Source organism: Pandoraea sp., from assembly GCF_041919235.1.
GTDB lineage: Bacteria > Pseudomonadota > Gammaproteobacteria > Burkholderiales > Burkholderiaceae > Pandoraea.
This window is the reverse complement of sequence record NZ_JAYRUC010000004.1, coordinates 199,225-218,651: the sequence shown is the minus strand read 5'-3', so window position 1 is coordinate 218,651 and position 19,427 is coordinate 199,225. Positions and strand designations below refer to the sequence as shown.

Sequence of the window (19,427 nt, the reverse complement as noted above, 5' to 3'; positions counted from 1 at the left end):
ATCGGGACGCCGAGATCGCCCGCATGGCTCGCTCCTTTCAGCTTGGGCTGGTCCAGGCCGCATACAGGCTAAGTGGGTACTCACAACAGCTTTCCATGATGACTTCAGTGCAGGGCGGCACGCGTGCGCAGGGTGTGGACAAGTCTGTCGATAACGCTGTGGGCAACCCTGTGGATCGGCGGGGGGTAAGTCGTGAATAAGCCGTGAATATCCGGTGGATAACCCGGCAAAAGCCGGTGGATGACCTGTGGGTGACCTGTGGATATCCTGGCCTTTTGCGGTGATTAAGCTGTGGATTTCCTGTGGGCAAGTCTCGGTGCCCCGACCATGGATGACTGCGGATGCCCGTCGGATGGACGCGATTCCTTCACGCCCCATTGCTTGTCCATTCTGACGGAGTATCATGCGCGGCAGCCGGTTGAGGGCAGGCGACCGGCACCGCGAGCATGATGGTCATGAAAATGTCATACATGCGGCGTAACGTCTTCGCCCATTTCACAAGGATTGCGCATGGATTATCTGCAAGTGCTGGTGCTCGCGATTGTGCAGGGCGTGGCGGAATTGCTCCCCGTGTCGAGTTCGGCACACGTCATCATGGCCGAGAAGCTGATGGGGCTCGATCCGTCGGCGCCCGCCATGACGTTGTTGCTCGTCATGCTGCACACCGGCACGATGCTCGCCGTCATCGTCTATTTCTGGAAGTCGTGGCGCGAGCGCTACTTCTCGTCGAAGTACGATTTCGTTCATAACGCCAAGCAAGTCGTCATCGCGACGGCTTTCACGGGCGTGATCGGCGTCGCGCTGATGCTGTTCATCGAAAAGGTCCTGATGCGTGGCTCCGCGCATGCCGAGATCGAACATCTGTTCGGCAATTTGTACATCATCTCGGCGGGCCTCGCGATGGCGGGCATCCTGATTCTGATCTCGGGCAGCAAGCGCCCGCCCATGGGCGATCGCCCGATGCGCGGCGGCGACTCCGCATGGATCGGTGCCGTACAGGGTCTGTGTCTGCCCTTCCGTGGCTTCTCGCGCTCGGGCTCGACCATCTCCACCGGCATGCTGCGCGGGCTCGATAAAGTCCGCGTCGAAGAATTCAGCTTCGCGCTGGCCGTGGTACTCACCCCGCCAGTGATCGCCAAGGAGGCTTACCGCCTGTACAAGTCGGGGGGCGCGCAAACGCTATCGGGTCAGTTCATGACGGTGCTCACGCCGAGCCTCGTCGGCATGGTATTCAGCTTCCTCGCCGGGCTGGTTGCGCTGCGCTGGTTGTCGCGCTGGCTCGAACATGGCCGTTGGTATCTGTTCGGCATCTACTGCCTCGTGGCGTCGGGCGTCGTGTTGGCGTCGAGCCAGTTCATGTAAGACGGTCACGTCGGAGGGCCGCCGCTCAGGCGCGGCCCTCGTCATGTCCCCGACGCGTCACACCATTCGTGCGACGACGTCCAGAAAAGCGGCAATCGCCCGCGACTCGCGCCGCGCTTCCAGGCACACGACGGCGGTCGTGGTTTCCACCCGCGCGTCGCTGATCGAGACCGTCGCCAGCCGTGCGTCGGGCGTGTGCTCACGCGCCGACACTGCTGCAATTCCCAACCCCAGAATGACGGCTTCGCGAATCGCTTCGCGGCTGCCGATTTCCATCGTCACGTTCGGCGTTACCCCGGCCGCGTGCAACGCGGCTTCGAGTGCGTGACGCGTGGTCGAACCCGGCTCGCGCATGAGTATCGGCTCGTTGGCCAGCGCCGCGAGCTTTACGCTGCGACGCCGCGCGAACGGGTGCGCACGCGGCACCAGCAGCACGACGGGATGCGTACGATAGGGCACGGCGTGCAGGCGCGTGTCGTCGTGATAGCGGGCCAGCACGGCCACGTCCGTGCGATAGGCCAGCAGGCTCTCGATCATCTCTTCCGAATTGCCCGGCCGCATCGAGATGCGAATGCCTGGGTAACGCGGCTGGAACGCCGCCACGATCTCCATCGCGTGATGCGGTCCCACCGCGCCAAGACGCAACTCGCCCGTGCGCAGCCCGCCATGCTCCTTGAGCAGGCCGAGCGCCTCGGCCTCGTCGGAGAAGATGCGCAGACTCACGGCATACAGCGATTTCCCTGTCGGCGTGAGCGTCAGGCCTCGACCATGCCGGTAGAAAAGCTCAACGCCATAGGTCTCCTCGAGCGCGCGAATCTGCGTGGTCATCGTGGGCTGGCTCACATGCAGCGCCTGCGCGGCGCGTGTCACGCTGCCGTGATGCGCCACCGCGTGGAACGAGCGCAATTGGGTAATCCGCATCGATGACACTCCTGTGACGAGGTATAGGTTTTATCAATACATTGACGAAAAAATGTGAATTGGAAGTATAGGACGATGCTCACCATAATCCAGCTCAATCTTCATCCATCGATCGCAACGCCAGCAGGCGCGGCGACACCGTCCTCACCATGACTGCACGTTCGCGTTTTCACAATCCGGTCGACGTACACTTCGGTGCCGGCGCCCTCTCGCATCTGCCCGCGCTGGTCGGCGACCGTCGCGCGGTGCTCGTGACCATGCCCGAAGCGCGGGCGCTCGGCATGACGGGGCAGATCGAAGCGCTGCTCGGACAACGCCTCGCCGGGGTGATCGATCGGGTCAGTCCGAATCCGGATGTTCGCGAACTCGCTCCGATCTACGGCGACTTCTGGCGGCGGTATGGCCCGTGCGAAGTGATCGTGGCGCTGGGTGGCGGCAGCGCGCTCGACACGGCCAAGCTGTTGATGGTTGCGGGCGACGACGATCGCTTCGCCACCCTCGTCGATGCCCTCGACGCAGGGGGTCTCTTCCGGCCAACGCGGACCAAGCGTCTTATCACCGTGCCCACGACGGCAGGCACCGGCAGCGAAGTCACGCCATGGGCCACGCTGTGGGACCGTCATGTGAAGCGCAAGAAGTACTCGCTGCATCTGCCCGAGACCTGGCCGGAGGCGGCGATCGTCGATCCGCGCCTGACCCACTCGCTGCCGCGCGCCATCACGCTGCAAAGCGGTCTCGACGCCCTCTCGCACGCGCTGGAGGCGATCTGGAACGTCAATGCGAATCCGATTTCCGACACCTTCGCCGTGACCGCGGCACGCGACATGATGCGCGTGCTTCCGTTGCTCATGACATCGCTGGACGACCCGGCGCTGCGCAGTCAGGCGGCGCTTGCCGCGCTGCAAGCGGGCATGGCGTTCTCGAACACGAAGACGGCGCTGGCGCATTCGATCTCATACGACATGACGATTCGCCATGGGCTGCCGCACGGGATCGCGTGCTCGTTCACGTTGCCCGCTGTGATGCGCTTGGCCATCGGCCGCCGCGCCGATCGCGACGCCGTGCTCGCGCAGGTGTTCGATGGCGATATTGTCGGCGCGCCGGACAAGCTCACGGCGTTCCTTAACGGTCTGGGCGTGGCGACCGAATTCTCGGCGTACGGGGTGACCGAGCCCGAAGCCAGCGCGATGATCGCCGGCGCCCTCGACGGCCCGCGTGGACGCAACTTCATTGGCGCCGTGGCCTGATCGAGGGGCCACCGCCACTCGCGCGCACGATCGAGCGTGTGTGTGCGTGCGTGTGCGTGTATGTGCGTGTTTCCGAGTCTTACCCGCAGTTGCTGCAACCCGCATCATCAAAAAAATAGTCGCGTGACAGGACGCGCGGCATCGAGACACTCAGGAGATAGACGCCCGGCGCAGACCGGCGCGTCGCTGCGCGCCGCCGTGGCGCGGCGCATCAACAGGAGGCGCAATGGAACAAGTTCTCTCGGGCGTTGGCGGCAGCGATGCCGTCTCCGCCGAAAAAGCGGTGCGCACGGTCGCGCTGGCCAGCCTGATCGGCACGACCGTCGAATGGTATGACTTTTTCCTGTACGGTACGCTCACAGGACTCGTCTTCAACAAACTCTTCTTCCCCAGCGGCGACGCCTTCGTTGCCACCGCACTCGCTTATACCGTCTACGCTGTCGGCTTTGCCACGCGTCCGCTTGGCGGCATCCTCTTCGGCCACTTCGGCGACCGACTCGGACGCAAGCCATTGCTCATCGTCACACTCACCATCATGGGCGTGTCGACGTTCCTGATCGGACTGGTGCCGACCTACGACAGCATCGGCATGGCCGCACCGCTGATGCTGCTGTTCCTGCGGCTGTTGCAAGGCATCGGGCTTGGGGGCGAATGGGGCGGTGCGGTCCTCATGGCATTCGAGTACGCACCGCGCGACAAGCGCGGGCAATTTGCCGCGTATCCGCAGATCGGGCTCGCCGTGGGACTGTGTCTGTCCACCGGGGTCGTCGCACTGCTCTCCTCCACGCTGACCGACGCGCAGTTCATGGCGTGGGGGTGGCGTCTCGCGTTCATGCTCAGCCTGGTGCTGGTCGCCGTCGGCATGTTCATCCGGCTGCGCGTGCTCGAGACACCGGAGTTCGCTCGCATCAAGGATAGTCAGCACGTCGCCCATGTGCCGCTCTCGGAGATTGCGCGCGATTACCGGCGCAATGTGCTGCTGGGCTGGGGCGCGCGTTACATCGACGGCGTGGTGTTCAACGTCTATGCGGTGTTCGCGATCTCATACCTCGTCGGCACGCTGCACTTTCCGAAGACGCCGATTCTGCTGGCGATCACGCTCGCTGCATTGGTGTTGATCGTCACGATTCCGTATGCGTCGAAGCTCTCGGATCGCGTGGGGCGCCGCCGCGTGTTCGGCTGGGGGGCGCTCGCTTGCGGTGTGTCGTCGATACCGGCGCTGGCTGTGATGCACTTCTCGACGAGTGTCTGGTGGGTGTCGCTCGCGGTGATTCTGCCGCTGGGGGTTGTGTATGCGTTCGTCTACGGCCCCGAGGCGTCGATGTTCTGCGAACTGTTCGATACGCGCGTGCGCTACACGGGCATTTCAGTCGTGTATCAGGTCTCGGGAATCGTTTCGAGCTCCATCACGCCGTTGGTGGCCGCGACGCTGCTCGAATACGGCGGCCACAAGCCATGGTGGATCGCGGCGTATGTGCTGACGGTGGGATGCCTGTCCGCTGCATGTGCGGCAGCGATGAAGCGAACTTATTGAGGGCGCGAAGCGGAGTGGGAGTGTGGGGTGTCCCGTGCGTCGGGACCTCGGCAGGCCGGCGGATCGCTCCCCGGCTTGCCACTTTTTTCCCCGGACTTACTGGCCGAAGTAGATCGACCCGGCGCGATTCACGCGGCCCGGAACCTCATACACTGGGGCGACGCTCACCGCTTGCGGTGCGGCGGCCACCGGGCCTGGCTGGGCTTGTGTTTGCACCTGCACTTGCTGCCGGGCCTGCTGCGGCTGGGCAACCGGTTGAGAACCCTCAGCGGCGCTTGCGGTACCTGCGCTTAACAGCGCAGCCATCAAAGCCGAAGCGATCAGCGCTTGTTTCATTTTCCATTCTCCCGTCTGGCGAGGCGTCCACCACGGGCGCCGTCATTGCTGCCAATCTACGCCGGCAGCGTCAGGAGAAAAATGCGTTCCAAGCGAAGGATCAATTGCAAAAATCGAAATAATCAAACGACGAACGACGAGATTCGCCGTGAAAGACGACGAGGCTCGACGCATTGAGCCATCCGGCCGAAAGGAATATCTCTCTGGCTCAACGACGCGTCACGCGTGCTTGCTGACCGCGCGCACGCGCGGTACGGCTGCGCAGATACAAGGCCGTGAGCAGCGACGCACACGCCAGCAGAAGGAAAGAACCGAGGGCAGCCATGGTATTGCTCCTGTACGAACCGGCATCGTCCGTGGTGCGGCGCACCTCCGAGATACGATGCCGACTGACTTCATAGTGTCACTTTACTGCTGACGCACTTCGCAAGAAACCCCGTTAGATCAAACATTGTGTTGCGCATGGCGGCATTTCCCGTCAAATCGCTGCCCGGTCGGCGCCAATGGCGCACCATTCATCCGTTTCAAAGATGCTAAGAGACTGATTTTCAATGGTTTTCTCGGCTCGGACCACCGATCGCGCGTTGTCGACGCTTAGTTGCAGAAAAACCACGGGTTTTCCCTAGGATTTGCTCATGGCAGCGCGACGCACACCGCAACGCAGCAAAACGAAGTACCTGCCGGCACGCAGGCCGGCGGCGCTTCGTTAGCGGGTCGTGATGGCAGCGGCGAGCATCACAGGGGCGTGCTTGCGACCTCGCGCATGACCTCGATCAGCGCGAGCGCTGCGGTGCTTGGGCTGTCACCTTGAAGCACGCCGACACCCGGCGCGAAATGATTGCAACGTAGCCCGAAATTGTGCAGCGTGTGCGCGTATGGCGAAGGCTGCACAACGCGCGCGGAACTCAAGAATAGGCACGGCAACTGTTGTGCAGCGGCGGCGTTGGTCATCAGTGAAGTGGATTCCATGACGATCTGCGGCATTGCGAGGCCGTGATGTGCGAATTCCGCCTCGATGGTGCTGCGCATCGGCGCACCTTGCGGCGCCACTATCCACGGGTAGCACGCGGCGTCATGCCACGTCGGGCGCGCCTTTCGGGCGAGCGGATGTCGCGCTCCCCCAAAAACACACACATCGTCTTCATACAGCGGCACAGCGTCGAATCCCGCATTCATTGCGCCCGCATCGAGTCGGCACACCAGTAGATCGATCTCACGCCACCGTAAGCGCGGCAGCAAACGATCGAGCGTGTCGTGGTAGAGATTGATGCGCGGCGATGAACCGTCGCGATGCATGGAGGCAAGCACGCGAGGTATCAGCACGCTGCCCATGCCGTGGAGAACACCGACGTTCACCGGCTGACTACGCCCGTCGCGCAACGCCTGCATGGCGGGCGTCACGCCGGCCAGATCGGTCAGCATGCGCTCGGCGCACGCCACCAGAGCTTCGCCGAACACCGTTGGGGCGACTCGCCGGGTGGTGCGCGCAAACAGCGGCACATCAAGCGATTGCTCCACGTCGCGAAGCCATTTCGATAACGCCGGCTGCGTGACCGCACTCGCTTCGGCGGTGCGCGCAAAGCTGCGCGTGCGTGCCAGCAAACACAAGATTTCCAAATCCCGTATCCGCAACTTCCTCAGCGCCTGCGGCAACTTCAAAAGTGCGCGAACCGATGCTTCGCGCGTCCCCGGCGGATCGTCGCCGTGCCCCGCACTGCGTTGTGTCGTTCGCGACGACCTCGGCTTGCCATCGGAATGTTTGGGGTCGCTCATTTCACCTCGCTTCATTCATATGAATTATTGCATCAATGCAGTGAATGTTTTCATTATTTTGCTATGAATCCTGCTGAACAATGTGACCTTTCATGGGCGTCGCATCGAATGATTGGAGATTCGAAATGAATAAAAAATTCAACCCGGCTTGTCCACGAAGCGCGGTGGCGCTCGCTTGCACCCTGGGCTTCCTTGCGCCGTACGCGGGTGATGTCGAAGCGCAGACGATGGCCTATCGGCCACTGACGCACGGCGTGAACGATTCCTCCAACGAGATCCCTCCAGGGGGCACGCGTGCCGATTCCAATGCATTCCTGCCGCTCGTGCGCAGTCTGAGTGATCGTCTCGACACGGCCATGCAGGTGGCCTTGAGCAAGTGGGATAGCGGCCACGCAGTGTGCGATCCCACGCGCGAGACGCAAGTGCTGGAGAAGGCGGCGGCAATGGCGCCCAGCTATGGACTCACGGCCAAGGACGCAACGTCCATCTTTGCCGACCAGATCGAAGCCAACAAGGAAATTCAATACGCGCTGCTCAACGGTTGGCGACGCGAGGGCGCAGCGCCGCTGACACGGCGCGACGACTTGTCGGAAACCGTGCGTCCCAAACTGGACGAACTTCAGAAGGCGATCTTCCGAAACCTTCAGGCGCTGGGTCGGCTGCGCCAGTCCCCCGATTGTCAGGCGCAGGTCGCCCTGGCCGTTGGGCAAGTGGCGCAGGAAAAATCGCTCGACGCGCTCGCCCGTGCCGCGTTGGACCGCAGTACCGCAAACATTTGCACGCGTTCGTAGCCGGCCCTGCGATACGGGGAGGCTGCGGTGTCGGCGATGCATGCAGAGCCTTGGGGCAGACCGAGGCCGCCGCCGTCAACGGCACAGATTCCAGATTCGTCACGGTGCTCGCGCGAGCAGTTCCGGCGCCTGGGCAATCAAATACAGCACGGCGCCGATCAGCCCACCGACGAGGGTGCCGTTGATGCGGATATATTGCAGATCCTGACCCACACTCAGGCGGATTTGTTGTGACAGGTGCTCCGCATTCCAACCGTGCACCGTGGCACGGATGTGCTCCGTCACGAAATCGGCAAAACCCGGTGCCATGCGCTCCGCCGCATCCAGCAATTGCGCGTCGAGCGCTTTTCGCAACGACTCGCTGCGCGCCAGCTCCTGACCGATCCACGCCGCCGCACCGGTAATCCTGGCGCCGATCGCGGAGTCGTCGCGTGCCAGATCGCGCTTAACCCAGCTTCGCCATTCGTTCCACAGCCCGCCCACATAGGCATTGAGCGCCGTATCGCCTTTGAGCTGCGCTTTGAAGGCGTCGAGCTTCGTGTGGAGTTCGGCGTCGTGCTTGAGTCGCTCGATCAGTCGCGCCACCGCCCGATCGAACGCCTGACGCAGTTGATGCGACTCGTCCGCCTCCATTTGCGCGAGCAGGCGCGTGACGGCGGCCGCGATCATGTCCGAGCCCTTGTTGCCGAGCCATTCCGACGGCAGTATCTTTTCCTTCTTCGGATGATCGGTCTTGAGCCAGTCGACGATGCGCGCCGAGATGAATTCGCGCGTTTGCGGCTCGTTCAGCAGTTCGACGAGATAGTCGAGCGTTTCGTCGAGCAGGGCCTGATGACGGCCATCGCGCGTGAGCGTGTCCAGAACGGCCGCCGCCGATTGCGACAGATCCAGACGATCGATCATCGTGTCGAGCGCGCGGCGGATGAACGCCTGCACGTTGCGCTCGTCCATCACATCGAGCACACCGCTGGCCACCTTCACGAGCACCGCACTCAACTGACGCGTGTTTTCGTACGAGCCGAGCCAGTGCGTGACGGCATCCGCCGGATTTTGCTGCCGGATGAGCCGCACCACCGATGGCGTATCGAGAAACTTCTCGCGCACGAAGCGGGCGAGACCGTCACCGAGGGCGTCCTTCTTGCGAATCAGGATGTTCGTGTGACGTGCGAGCCCCGGAATCGGAATGCGCCGGAACAGGGCTTCAACGGCGAACCAGTCGGCGAGTCCGCCAACCATCGCGGCTTCGGCGGCCGCGCGAATCCAGCCCGTGACGAAGTGCACCGGCATGAAGAGCGTGGCGATGAAGATCGCCAGCGCAGCCAGAAGGAAGTACAGCGCGCGCCGCTCGGCGCGTTGCAGGGCGATGGCGGGGTCCATGCGCAGCCGGTTCCTGAAAAATGCAAAGACGCCCGACAGGGTACCCCGTCGGGCGTCTGATGGTAAGTCCCGGCCTTGTCGACTTATCGTCGAGCCATTACCCCTGTTGCTTCGCCTTCAGTTCGAGACGGTACTTGTGCAGCAGCGGTTCGGTGTAGCCGCTGGGCTGCGTCAGACCTTCGAACACCAGGGCGCTTGCGGCCCGGAACGCCAGCGAATCGTCGAAGTTCGGCGCCATCGGACGATACTGCCTGTCGCCCGCGTTCTGCTTGTCGACGACGGCGGCCATGCGCTTGAGCGTCTCTTCGACCTGCTCGCGCGTGATGACGCCATGACGCAGCCAATTCGCCAGATGCTGGCTCGAAATGCGCAGCGTGGCCCGGTCTTCCATCAGGCCGACATCGTTGATGTCCGGCACCTTCGAGCAGCCCACGCCCTGATCGATCCAGCGAACGACGTAGCCCAGAATGCCCTGCGCGTTGTTCTCGATTTCCTTGCGGATCTCGTCGTCGCTCCACTCGGGCTTGGCCACCACCGGCACCGTCAGCAGACCCGTGAGCAGCGCATCGCGTTCTTTCGCGTAGTCGATCTTCTCGAGCTCCTGCTGAACGGCTTGCACGTCGACCATGTGGTAGTGCAGGGCGTGCAGCGTGGCAGCGGTCGGCGACGGGACCCACGCGGTGTTTGCGCCGGCCTTCGGATGCGCGATCTTCTGCTCGAGCATGGCGTGCATCAGATCGGGCATGGCCCACATGCCTTTGCCGATCTGCGCGCGGCCACGCAGGCCGGCGGCCAGACCCACGAGCACGTTGCTCTTTTCGTACGCCGTGATCCACGCCGACGACTTCATGTCGCCCTTGCGCATCATTGGCCCGGCTTCCATCGCGGTGTGCATTTCGTCGCCCGTGCGATCGAGGAAGCCCGTGTTGATGAACGCGACGCGCGACGCGGCGGCACCGATGCACGCGAGGAGGTTCACGCTCGTGCGACGCTCCTCGTCCATGATGCCCATCTTGAGCGTGTTGCGCGGCAGGCCGTACAAGTCTTCGATGCGTCCGAACAGTTCGTCGGCGAAGGCCACTTCGGCCGGGCCGTGCATCTTCGGCTTGACGATATAGATCGAGCCGGTGCGCGAGTTCAGCCGATGCTTGCGGTCATGCAGCGAGGCGAGCACGGTCACCACGCCGTCGAGAATGCCTTCGGGGATCTCACGGCCCTCGCGATCGGTGATCGCCGGGTTGGTCATCAGATGGCCGACGTTACGGATGAACAGCAGCGAGCGGCCGTGCAGCTTCACGGGCTGGCCGTCGGCACCCGTGTATTCGCGGTCGGCATTCAGACGACGCGTAAATGTCTTGCCGCCCTTCGCCACTTCTTCCGTGAGCGTGCCTTGCATCAGGCCGAGCCAGTTGCGATACAGCTCGACCTTGTCGTCGGCGTCCACGGCGGCGACCGAGTCTTCGCAGTCGATGATGGTCGTGACAGCCGCCTCGACGAGCACGTCCTTGATATGGGCGGCGTCGGTCTTGCCGATCGGGTGGCTGGCGTCGAACTGAATCTCGAAGTGCAGGCCGTTGTGCTTGAGCAGCACGGCCGTCGGTGCGCCTGCGTCGCCCTGATGGCCGACGAACTGTGCGGGCGTCGCCAGGGCGGTCTTGCCTTGCTTGGTCGTGACCGCGAGCTTGCCGTTCTCGACCGTGTAGCCGGTGGCGTCCTTGTGCGAGCCGTCTGCCAGCGGGGCGGCCTGATCGAGGAAGCCGCGTGCAAACGCGATCACGCGCTCGCCGCGCTTCGGGTTGTAGCCGGTGCCTTTTTCTGCGCCGCCCGACTCGGGGATGGCGTCGGTGCCGTAGAGGGCGTCGTACAGGCTGCCCCAGCGCGCGTTGGCGGCGTTCAGGGCATAGCGGGCATTGGAGAGCGGCACCACGAGCTGCGGGCCTGCCTGCTCGGCGATTTCACGGTCGACGTTGGCCGTGGTGGCCTTCACGCCGGCCGGCGCGGGCAGCAGATAACCGATTTTTTCGAGGAACGCACGATAGGCCGCTGCGTCGGCAATGGGACCGGGGTGGGTGCGATGCCAGTTGTCGAGTTCGCTTTGCAGGCGGTCGCGCTCGGCGAGCAGCGCGCGATTCTTCGGGGCGAGGTCATGGACGATGGCGTCGAAACCTTTCCAGAACGCATCGCCATCGACGCCGGTGCCCGGCAGGGCTTCCTTTTCGATGAACGCGATCAGATTGTCTGCGACCGTCAGGCCGCCACGCTGGGAAGTGGAAGTCATGATGCTGTACTCGAGTTTGAAAACCAGGTTGACGCGATTTCGTCGACGATCTTGCCGAGACACCCGTAGCGCTCGCATTGGGGCCGCGACACAAGGGTCGACAATAAGGGGCAGTCTTATATAAGACCCTGAGTGTAATCCTTCTCCGGTCACTCGGAAACCCGGGATTTCGAGTCGTGACACGCCCGTAGCTTATAGGCGGCATAAGGATTGGCGTATGACGCTGGCGGTATAAGGCTTTGCGCCTGATGTCGAATGATTGGGCCACGATTGCAGCATTCGATATGGCGTTTCACTTCATGAGAAATGGGCACGTTGCAATGGGAAAGTGCGACGCCGGCCATTGACGGGGGGGATGCGCCGGCCGAGGTGACGGGTACACTCGTCGTCTGCACCGAATGCGCGTCGTGCGCTGGAACCGGGCGTTCCCCCGAAAACATCTGCCCAGGAGGCATGAGTCGTGAAACAGATCTTGATGATGAGCAGTTCCCGCAAGGGCAACCTGGGCTTTCTGGCGCACGCCGACGATCAGGTGCACGCGGTGCTCAGGGATCGCGTGACAAGCGTCTTGTTCGTGCCCTACGCCGGGGGCATCACCTTCAGTTTCGACGAGTACGAAGCGCGCGTGAAGCCGACGTTCGATCGGCTGGGCTATACGCTCGAATCGATTCACCACCATCAGGACGCCCGCGCCGCCGTCGAACAGGCGCAAGCCGTTGTCGTGGGTGGCGGCAACACATTCGCGCTGCTCGATCGCATGTACAACGCGGGCATCGTGGGCCTGCTGCGCGAGCGCGTGAATGCCGGCATGCCGTATGTCGGGTGGAGCGCGGGGGCGAACGTCGTTTGCCCGACCATTCGCACGACCAACGACATGCCCATCGTCGAGCCGCCGACGCTCAAGGCGCTCAACCTGATCCCGTTCCAGGTGAATCCGCACTTCATCAGCGGGAAGCCGATGGGGCATAACGGGGAGTCGCGCGAGGAGCGTCTGGCGGAGTATCTGGCGATCAATCCGGACGAGAGCGTCGTGGGCATCCCCGAAGGGACGGCGCTTCATGTGCAGGGCGAGAACGCCACGGTGCTCGGCGAGTTCGATGCGTTGCACTTCAGGCAGGGGGGCGCTGTCGACAAGCTCGCGACGGGCAGCACGTTTGCGCTGGCGTCGATCTGAGCCGTGCGCACGCCGTGTCGCAACGCATTCAATGGACGATTGTGTGAACGAGTCGTCGTCCGCAAATTCTGAAATCTGACTTTTCGCACCGGATTGCGTTCTGCTGGCGGATTTCCGCTGGCGGAAGGCGAGGTCAATTTGCGTGCGCGCTTTCCCCTCGGTACGTGCGATGGGATGACGGGACATAGGCCTGTCCCACTTCCGTCACCGGAACGCCGACGGAGGGGACATGGTACGGAAGTCCACGAATTTCGCGCTTACGGCAGACCAGAAGCGCAGCATCAAAGCACTGTGTGAGCGAAACAACTATCGCGGGGTTGTTTCCATCGTTTCCGATATCGGAAATGCGCTTATTACTTCGCTCGACCTACGGGCCCCGAGGCCAGTGCGCTGCTCGCCGCCCCGCATGCTGTCAGTGTCGATGCCGCATCAGGCGTCGTCGTCGAGCCACGGCACTTCGACGTCGGTCAGGAAGGCGACCATCGCGAGCGGACGCGCTTCATGGCGGCCCATCTTGCCATCGGCGCGATGCCACTCCACCCGGAATGTTTCCGGATACCTGTCGGCGATCAACTGCACGGTGCGCAGTTCTTCTTCGTCGGCTTCCTCGATGGGGCCGTCGAACGACAACACGAGCGCCTGCGGCCACACGCCGTCTTCCGGATCGTAGACCTTGTCGCCGTTGGGCACGTCTACCACCGCTTCGACGCCGATCGTTGCCGACGCTGCCACGATCATCTCGCCCAGCGCGCGCAACAGCGCGGTCGCACGGGCGGAGTTGATCTGGCGCATGGCAAGATCGCCGCGCGTCAGGGCTTGTTCCAGCTTGGGATCGGTTTTTTGTTTGGACATGCGGTTCCTCGGAAAAACGTTAACCACCACGCGACGGCCGTGCCGCATCACTGCGACACCGGCGCGATACGCGGGGTTCCGATGCTACCACCGTCACGCATGCTGGGGCGCATTACAATGCGGGTTTTCATCATTCACGCTATCCGAGGTGCGGTCGTTCTTCGGCCAGCGCTGACCGGAGCCCGTTGTCATGGATTCGTCCAAGCCCGACCCATCGGATCAAATTCCTCAACTCGCCCCCTCGGGGGCGAGCGATGTCTACCTGCGCTTGCTCGGTGAAACCGCCAAGATCGACTGGAAGGACCTGGAATCGTTTTTCGCACGCGGTGTGCTGCTGTACGTCGCACCCGGCGTCGATCTCGTATCGGTCGCCGAGGCCGTCGCCAACGACGACAAGGCCACCGTATCTCAATGGCTATCGTCGGGAATGGTGCAGCGCATGCAAGCCGATCAAGCCGCCGATTTCTCCACGCGCACGCCGGAACTGTGGGCCGTCGTCGTCGCTCCCTGGGTACTCGTGCAGGCGCGCGGCATGGTCGCCTGACGGCAACGCGTCGCCACTGGCCGGGTTATTCCGTGATGCCCGCCTCGATGAGGCGGCGCGTGCAGTCTTCCAACAAATCCTGCGCCACCGCCGACGCATATGCGTAGTCCGCATCGAGCGACTCCGTCATTTCGTGCGCCGTGTACAGGCCCGCCTCGCGCGAGAGCGCGCCAGCGAGTTCGCGCGCAAAATCGTCGCTCAACGTGGAAAGCAGGCGTCGCTCCTCCAGCGGCAGTTGCAACTTCGAGCGCGATAACCACAGTTGCGCGAGCGTTGCACCCTGCTTGTCCGTCATCCATTGCCCATGCTCGTAGTACGCCGATAGACGCTCCGCCGTCAGCGCGAACAGCAGCGCGCGGCGAGTGTTGAAATTCAGACGAATCGGGGTGGCTTCCGGCATGACGGCAACCGCAATATGCGGACCAAATCGGGATCAGGGGGCAAAGGTATCACGCGAAGAGCCGCAACAGCGCATTGCGCGCGTGACGCATCAGGTCAGTTTCATCGGCGCGCCCGGGCAACAGGTGGAATTCCGCGCGCGGCAGCGCGGGCAGACCGAGCGACGGCGGGCACACGATCAGGTCGGATGTGAGCGCCGACTCGTTCAGGCACGAAATCCCCAGCCCCGCGCCCAGGGCCAATTGCATACCGGCGACGCCCGCGGCCGAATGGGAGACGCGATACGGCACTTTGTGCCGCTCCAGCAGACCCAGCACGAGGCTTTGCAGCGCGCACGTCGGCGGCAGCGTCACCAGCGGCAGCGGCTCATCGAGCGGCTCGGCCAGCGTCGACGACATCGCCCACACGAGACGCTCACGGCGCACCAGCGTGCCCGGCGTTCGATAGCCGAGCGCTTTCGCGCCGCGTCCGACGTCTTCATTCATCAAGCGTAACGCCAGCCCTACGTCGAAGTGCTCGCCGGTCAATGCGGTGCGCTCGATCTGCGCGCTTTGCATGGCGCTCACATGCAGCCGGAGGCGCGGGTAAAGACTCGTGAATCGTTTGAGGACGCGGCCCACGTCGTGCGGACGGTAATAGTCCGTAATGGCAATGCGCAACTCGCCATCGAGCAGCACGCCTTGCAGATCGTCGAACGCCGCCTCGGACAGTGCCGAGATCTGTCGCGCATACGCGAGCAGTCGCGTGCCCGCCGGGGTCGGCCGCATGCCTTTGCGCGAGCGTACGAGCAACGCCTGACCGGCACGCCCTTCGAGCTTTTTGAGTTGCTCGCTGACCGTCGATTGCGACAGAAAGATGTGCTCCGCCGCCGCCGAAATGCTCCCGGCGTCGTGAATGGCGATGAAGGTACGCAGCTGCGTGAGATCGAAGGCACGGGCGTTCATGGAGGCTCTCGGGATGTCATGGCGACGGCGCTCAGGGCGGTGCATCGCGCCAATGCCGAAGTTAATCCGGAAAATACGATACAAGTCATCGAATTTTCCCGCTTTTCCGATGCATTGTCTATCCGTACGATACGGTGCATGGTGCCCCGGAACCGTGTGATGACGCGAGATGGGACGCCGCTAATTCTCCTCTCTGAGCCGCGTGCCTTCGGGCCGCGCACTGTGTCACACATGAATGAACGTCTGTGTACCGCCCCTGCCCCTGCCTCGGTTCCCGCGCGTGAGGCGTCGTCTGCGCCGGACCGGGCACCCATCACCCGTGGCCCCGGCCGCAACCATCGCTGGAAGGTGCTGGGTGTGGGCGTTGCGGCCAATGTCAGCTTCGCTGCCGCGATGGGCGGCATTCCCGCCACGGCCGTGCAGATGCGAAGCGCCTACGCGTTGGCCAACGGCGATCTGGGCATCGTGCTCGGCATGATCGGCCTGGGCATCGCCATTTCCGAATTACCGTGGGGCTTGCTTACCGACCGCTGGGGCGACCGGCGGGTGCTGCTCGTCGGGCTGATGGTGACGGCCGCAGCGCTCGTTGCTCTGGGCGTATGGGGCGTGCCGACGCCGAATTTCGTTCCGTCCATGCCGATGCTTGCGGCCGGAATGCTGACCATCGGCGTGCTCGGTGGCAGCGTGAACGGTTCGAGCGGGCGCGCCGTCATGCGGTGGTTTCACGACAGCGAGCGCGGTCTGGCGATGAGCGTGCGGCAATGCGCCGTGCCCCTGGGCGGTGGTATTGGCGCGTTGCTGTTGCCGGGCGCGGCGGTGCATTTCGGCTTCGGCGCGGTGTTTTTCGGGTTGGGGGCGGCGTGCATCGCTGCGGCCGTCATGGCGTGGGGATGGCTGGTCGAGCCGCCGGAGGAACCGCATGAAACGACGAGCACGGCCGCGCGCGCGGCGAATGCCGCAGGTGGGCGTCCGGTGGCGAGCTATTCTCCGTTGCGCGACGCGCGTCTGCTGAGCACGGCGCTGGGTATGGCGGTCCTCGCCATGCCGCAGATCGCCGTGGTGACGTTCGGCACGGTCTTTTTGCATGACTTTGCTCACGTGGGTGTGGTGACGATCTCGCTCACGCTCGGCGCTGTTCAGGCGGGCGCTGCGATCACACGCGTGTGGAGCGGACGCTACACCGACAAGCGCCGCAATCGTCCGGCGTATCTGCGCACATGCACGATCGTCGTTGGCGGGGTCTTCGCGTTGCTGGCGCTGTTGGTGGCGGCGCTCGCGCATCGCCCTGAATGGCTGGCGCATGGCACGCCGTGGATGATTGCGCTATTGATCGCGGGGGGCGTGGTGGCGTCGGCATGGCACGGTATTGCGTTCACGGAGCTCGCAACGCGTGCCGGCGCGTCTCGCGCCGGCACGGCGCTGGGCATCGGCAATACCGGCGTGTTCCTGACGATGTTCCTCACGCCGCTGACGATTCCGTGGCTGCTGTCGATCGGCGGCTGGGGGCTGGTCTGGGCGGGCGGTCTGCTGTGCGCGGCGCTGGCGTGGCCGCTCTTCGTCTGGTCGCATCGCGAGCGTCCGCGCGCATGAACGTCGGTGCCGGCGCGCAGATTCAGGGCAGACGAACGTTGGCCACGAGAAAGTCGAGAAACGCGCGCACGCGCGCGGGCAAGTGGCCGCCCTGCCCGACATACACCGCATGCACCGGTTCGAGATCGCCCGGGTTGTAGTCCTCAAGGACGGTAACGAGCCGAGCGTCGCGCAAATCGGCGTCGACGTGATAGCGCGAGTGGCGTGCGAGCCCGAGCCCCTGAATTGCGAGCTTGCGCATGATCTCGCCGTCGCTCACGGCCATGTTGCCGACCTGCGGATAGTGTGTGATGCCGCCCGCGCCGTCGAGAAACGGCCAGCCTTGCACCTGCCGGTCGAAATTGAACGCCATGACGTTGTGGTGGATCAGGTCGGCCGGCGTGCGCAGCGGGCCGTTGCGTGCGAGATAGTCGGGCGACGCCACCACGTGCATCCGGCTCTCGCCAAGCTTGCGGGCCACCAGGCGCGAGTCGCGCAGCGGGCCCGCCCGAACGGCGACGTCCGCGCGTTGCTCCAGCAGATCGACGACGGTATCGGTAAGTGTGAGATCGAGTCGAATCTCGGGATACTGCGCCAAAAACGCCGGAATGACCGGCAGCAGATAATGTGTGCCGATCGGCACGCTTGAATTCACCCGCAGCAGTCCCCGCGGCACGGCGCCCACCGCCGCTTCTCGCTCGGCCGCTTCGATGCTGGCCAGCACGCGCACCGCGCGCTCGTGAAAGGCGGTGCCTTCGGGGGTGAGTTGCAGACGGCGAGTCGAGCGGTTGAACAATCGCGCGCCCAACCGCGCCTCGAGCCGCGCAATCAATTTGCTCACGGCAGACGGCGTCATATGCAGCGCGCGTGCCGCCGCCGAAAAGCCGCCTTGCTCGACAACGCGCGCGAAAACTTCCATATCGCCCGAGCGATTGACGTCCTGTCGACCCATGGGATGTGTCCTCGACCCTTGCGGTCATTGGCTTCGCGAGATTTTGTGACGCCAAGTCACAAATCATTTTCCTTCGCGCAGTCTATTTCATGAATGAGAGGGCGTCTATATTCCGCACATCGGTTCGTCGCTACGACCTTGGTGGCGCGACCTTTCCCTCAATTCAGACAGGAGTTTTCCGTGCCCATCGCCCTTTACGCCCTGACCGCCGGTGCCTTCGGCATTGGCGTGACGGAGTTTGTCATCATGGGGCTGCTGCTCAACGTCGGTGCCGATTTCGGCGTCTCGATCGCCGCCGCAGGCCTGCTTATCTCCGGTTACGCCCTGGGTGTCGTGGTCGGCGCCCCGCTCATGACGACCGCCACCGCACGCTGGCCGCGCAAGACGGTGCTGCTGGTACTCATGGCGATCTTCACCATCGGTAACGCTGCCTGTGCGCTGGCGCCGAGCTATGGGGCGCTGATGGCGGCCCGCGTGCTGACGTCGTTCGCGCATGGCACGTTCTTCGGTGTCGGCTCGGTGGTCGCGACCGGCCTCGTACCGCGCGAGCGCCGCGCGTCGGCCATCGCCGTCATGTTTACGGGGCTGACCGTCGCCAATATTCTTGGTGTGCCGTTCGGCACATGGCTGGGTCAGCACTATGGCTGGCGCGCCAGCTTTTGGGCCGTGACGGCCATTGGCGCGGTGGCGTTCCTTGTGATCGCCTGGTTCGTGCCGAAGATCGCCGCACCGGCAGATGCGGGCGACTGGCGTGCGGATCTGCGGGCGCTGGCACGTCGTCCGGTACTGCTCGGCTTGCTCACGACGGTGCTTGGCTGGGTGGGGGTGTTCGGCGTGTTCACCTACATTGCGCCGCTGCTCACCGAAGTGGCGGGTTTTGCCGAAGGTGCCGTGTCGCCGATTCTGCTGATCTTCGGCGGGGGGCTGGTGGTCGGCAACCTGCTGGGTGGCAAGCTTGCGGATCGCCGCGTCGTGCCGACCGTGCTGGGTAGCCTGGTGGCGCTCTCCGTCGTGTTGGGGCTGATGACGTTCGCGCTGCATTCGCATTGGCTGGCCATCGTGTTCGTGGCCCTGCTCGGCGCGGCTGCGTTCGCGACGGTGGCGCCGTTGCAACTGTGGGTGATGGAAAAGGCCTCGGGGGCCGGTGAGAGCCTGGCCTCGAGCTTCAATATCGCCGCGTTCAACCTCGGCAATGCCATCGGCGCGTGGCTCGGCGGCTTCGTGATCGAACACGGCCCGGGTCTGCCTGCCGTGCCCTGGGTGGCAGCACTCGTGCCGCTCGCCGGGGTAGGCGTGGCGCTGCTGAGCTTGCGTCTGGATCGCCGCGACGCGCAGCGGCAAGTCGCGCCTGTCTGCGAGACGCCCGCGCTGTAA

Annotated in this window: 17 protein-coding genes; 8 read left to right on the top strand and 9 right to left on the bottom strand. The window is 63.9% G+C overall.

Going from position 1 to position 19,427, the window contains the following annotated elements; genetic code table 11:
* The first annotated feature begins 510 nt into the window (after window positions 1–510).
* On the top strand, window positions 511–1,362 hold the full coding sequence (locus ACE3UG_RS04940; RefSeq protein WP_374620426.1) for an undecaprenyl-diphosphate phosphatase: 852 nt from the start codon (window positions 511–513) through the stop codon (window positions 1,360–1,362).
* Window positions 1,363–1,419: 57 nt separating this feature from the next.
* On the opposite strand, the gene ACE3UG_RS04935 is transcribed toward ACE3UG_RS04940, so the two are convergent.
* Window positions 1,420–2,283, bottom strand: coding sequence for a LysR substrate-binding domain-containing protein (locus ACE3UG_RS04935; protein ID WP_374620424.1), 864 nt, complete (start codon window positions 2,281–2,283; stop codon window positions 1,420–1,422).
* Window positions 2,284–2,432: 149 nt separating this feature from the next.
* Between ACE3UG_RS04935 and psrA the strand changes: the two genes are divergently transcribed.
* Together psrA and ACE3UG_RS04925 are read left to right on the top strand one after the other, a co-directional pair.
* The gene (gene psrA, locus ACE3UG_RS04930; RefSeq protein ID WP_374620422.1) at window positions 2,433–3,530 is read left to right on the top strand and encodes an iron-containing alcohol dehydrogenase PsrA; all 1,098 of its coding nucleotides are present in this window, start codon (window positions 2,433–2,435) and stop codon (window positions 3,528–3,530) included.
* Window positions 3,531–3,756: 226 nt separating this feature from the next.
* The gene (locus ACE3UG_RS04925) at window positions 3,757–5,064 is read left to right on the top strand and encodes an MFS transporter (RefSeq protein WP_374620419.1); all 1,308 of its coding nucleotides are present in this window, start codon (window positions 3,757–3,759) and stop codon (window positions 5,062–5,064) included.
* A gap of 96 nt (window positions 5,065–5,160) precedes the next feature.
* Here the strand turns inward: ACE3UG_RS04925 and ACE3UG_RS04920 are convergent, their stop codons facing one another.
* Together ACE3UG_RS04920 and ACE3UG_RS04915 are read right to left on the bottom strand one after the other, a co-directional pair.
* Window positions 5,161–5,400, bottom strand: coding sequence for a hypothetical protein (locus ACE3UG_RS04920; RefSeq protein WP_374620416.1), 240 nt, complete (start codon window positions 5,398–5,400; stop codon window positions 5,161–5,163).
* Between the two features lie 735 nt (window positions 5,401–6,135).
* Window positions 6,136–7,017: a LysR family transcriptional regulator gene (locus ACE3UG_RS04915; protein ID WP_374620413.1), complete on the bottom strand. Its 882-nt coding sequence runs from the start codon at window positions 7,015–7,017 to the stop codon at window positions 6,136–6,138.
* Window positions 7,018–7,298: 281 nt separating this feature from the next.
* Here ACE3UG_RS04915 and ACE3UG_RS04910 point away from each other — a divergent pair, with 281 nt between their 5' ends.
* Window positions 7,299–7,964 carry a chorismate mutase gene (locus ACE3UG_RS04910; RefSeq protein ID WP_374620410.1) on the top strand — a complete coding sequence of 222 codons (666 nt, stop codon included), beginning with the start codon at window positions 7,299–7,301 and terminating at the stop codon, window positions 7,962–7,964.
* A 99-nt stretch (window positions 7,965–8,063) separates the two neighbouring features.
* Here the strand turns inward: ACE3UG_RS04910 and ACE3UG_RS04905 are convergent, their stop codons facing one another.
* On the bottom strand, window positions 8,064–9,341 hold the full coding sequence (locus ACE3UG_RS04905; protein ID WP_374620408.1) for a DUF445 domain-containing protein: 1,278 nt from the start codon (window positions 9,339–9,341) through the stop codon (window positions 8,064–8,066).
* Between the two features lie 97 nt (window positions 9,342–9,438).
* Window positions 9,439–11,619: a malate synthase G gene (locus ACE3UG_RS04900; protein ID WP_374620405.1), complete on the bottom strand. Its 2,181-nt coding sequence runs from the start codon at window positions 11,617–11,619 to the stop codon at window positions 9,439–9,441.
* 460 nt (window positions 11,620–12,079) lie between these two features.
* Between ACE3UG_RS04900 and pepE the strand changes: the two genes are divergently transcribed.
* Window positions 12,080–12,793, top strand: coding sequence for a dipeptidase PepE (gene pepE / locus ACE3UG_RS04895; protein ID WP_374620403.1), 714 nt, complete (start codon window positions 12,080–12,082; stop codon window positions 12,791–12,793).
* Between the two features lie 429 nt (window positions 12,794–13,222).
* Here pepE and ACE3UG_RS04890 read toward each other — a convergent pair whose 3' ends face one another.
* Complete coding sequence (locus ACE3UG_RS04890) at window positions 13,223–13,645, bottom strand: hypothetical protein (protein ID WP_374620400.1); 423 nt, start codon at window positions 13,643–13,645, stop codon at window positions 13,223–13,225.
* 190 nt (window positions 13,646–13,835) lie between these two features.
* Between ACE3UG_RS04890 and ACE3UG_RS04885 the strand changes: the two genes are divergently transcribed.
* Window positions 13,836–14,189 (top strand): DUF2288 domain-containing protein, encoded by a 354-nt coding sequence (locus ACE3UG_RS04885; protein WP_374620397.1) that lies wholly within the window; start codon window positions 13,836–13,838, stop codon window positions 14,187–14,189.
* Between the two features lie 25 nt (window positions 14,190–14,214).
* Here the strand turns inward: ACE3UG_RS04885 and ACE3UG_RS04880 are convergent, their stop codons facing one another.
* A complete protein-coding gene (locus ACE3UG_RS04880; protein ID WP_374620393.1) occupies window positions 14,215–14,589 on the bottom strand; it encodes a hypothetical protein in 375 nt (124 codons plus the stop codon).
* A 49-nt stretch (window positions 14,590–14,638) separates the two neighbouring features.
* Complete coding sequence (locus ACE3UG_RS04875; RefSeq protein WP_374620391.1) at window positions 14,639–15,532, bottom strand: LysR family transcriptional regulator; 894 nt, start codon at window positions 15,530–15,532, stop codon at window positions 14,639–14,641.
* A 231-nt stretch (window positions 15,533–15,763) separates the two neighbouring features.
* On the opposite strand from ACE3UG_RS04875, the gene ACE3UG_RS04870 reads away from it, so the two are divergent.
* Complete coding sequence (locus ACE3UG_RS04870) at window positions 15,764–17,122, top strand: MFS transporter (RefSeq protein WP_374620388.1); 1,359 nt, start codon at window positions 15,764–15,766, stop codon at window positions 17,120–17,122.
* 22 nt (window positions 17,123–17,144) lie between these two features.
* On the opposite strand, the gene ACE3UG_RS04865 is transcribed toward ACE3UG_RS04870, so the two are convergent.
* The gene (locus tag ACE3UG_RS04865) at window positions 17,145–18,053 is read right to left on the bottom strand and encodes a LysR family transcriptional regulator (RefSeq protein WP_374620385.1); all 909 of its coding nucleotides are present in this window, start codon (window positions 18,051–18,053) and stop codon (window positions 17,145–17,147) included.
* A 180-nt stretch (window positions 18,054–18,233) separates the two neighbouring features.
* Here ACE3UG_RS04865 and ACE3UG_RS04860 point away from each other — a divergent pair, with 180 nt between their 5' ends.
* On the top strand, window positions 18,234–19,427 hold the full coding sequence (locus ACE3UG_RS04860) for an MFS transporter (protein ID WP_374620383.1): 1,194 nt from the start codon (window positions 18,234–18,236) through the stop codon (window positions 19,425–19,427).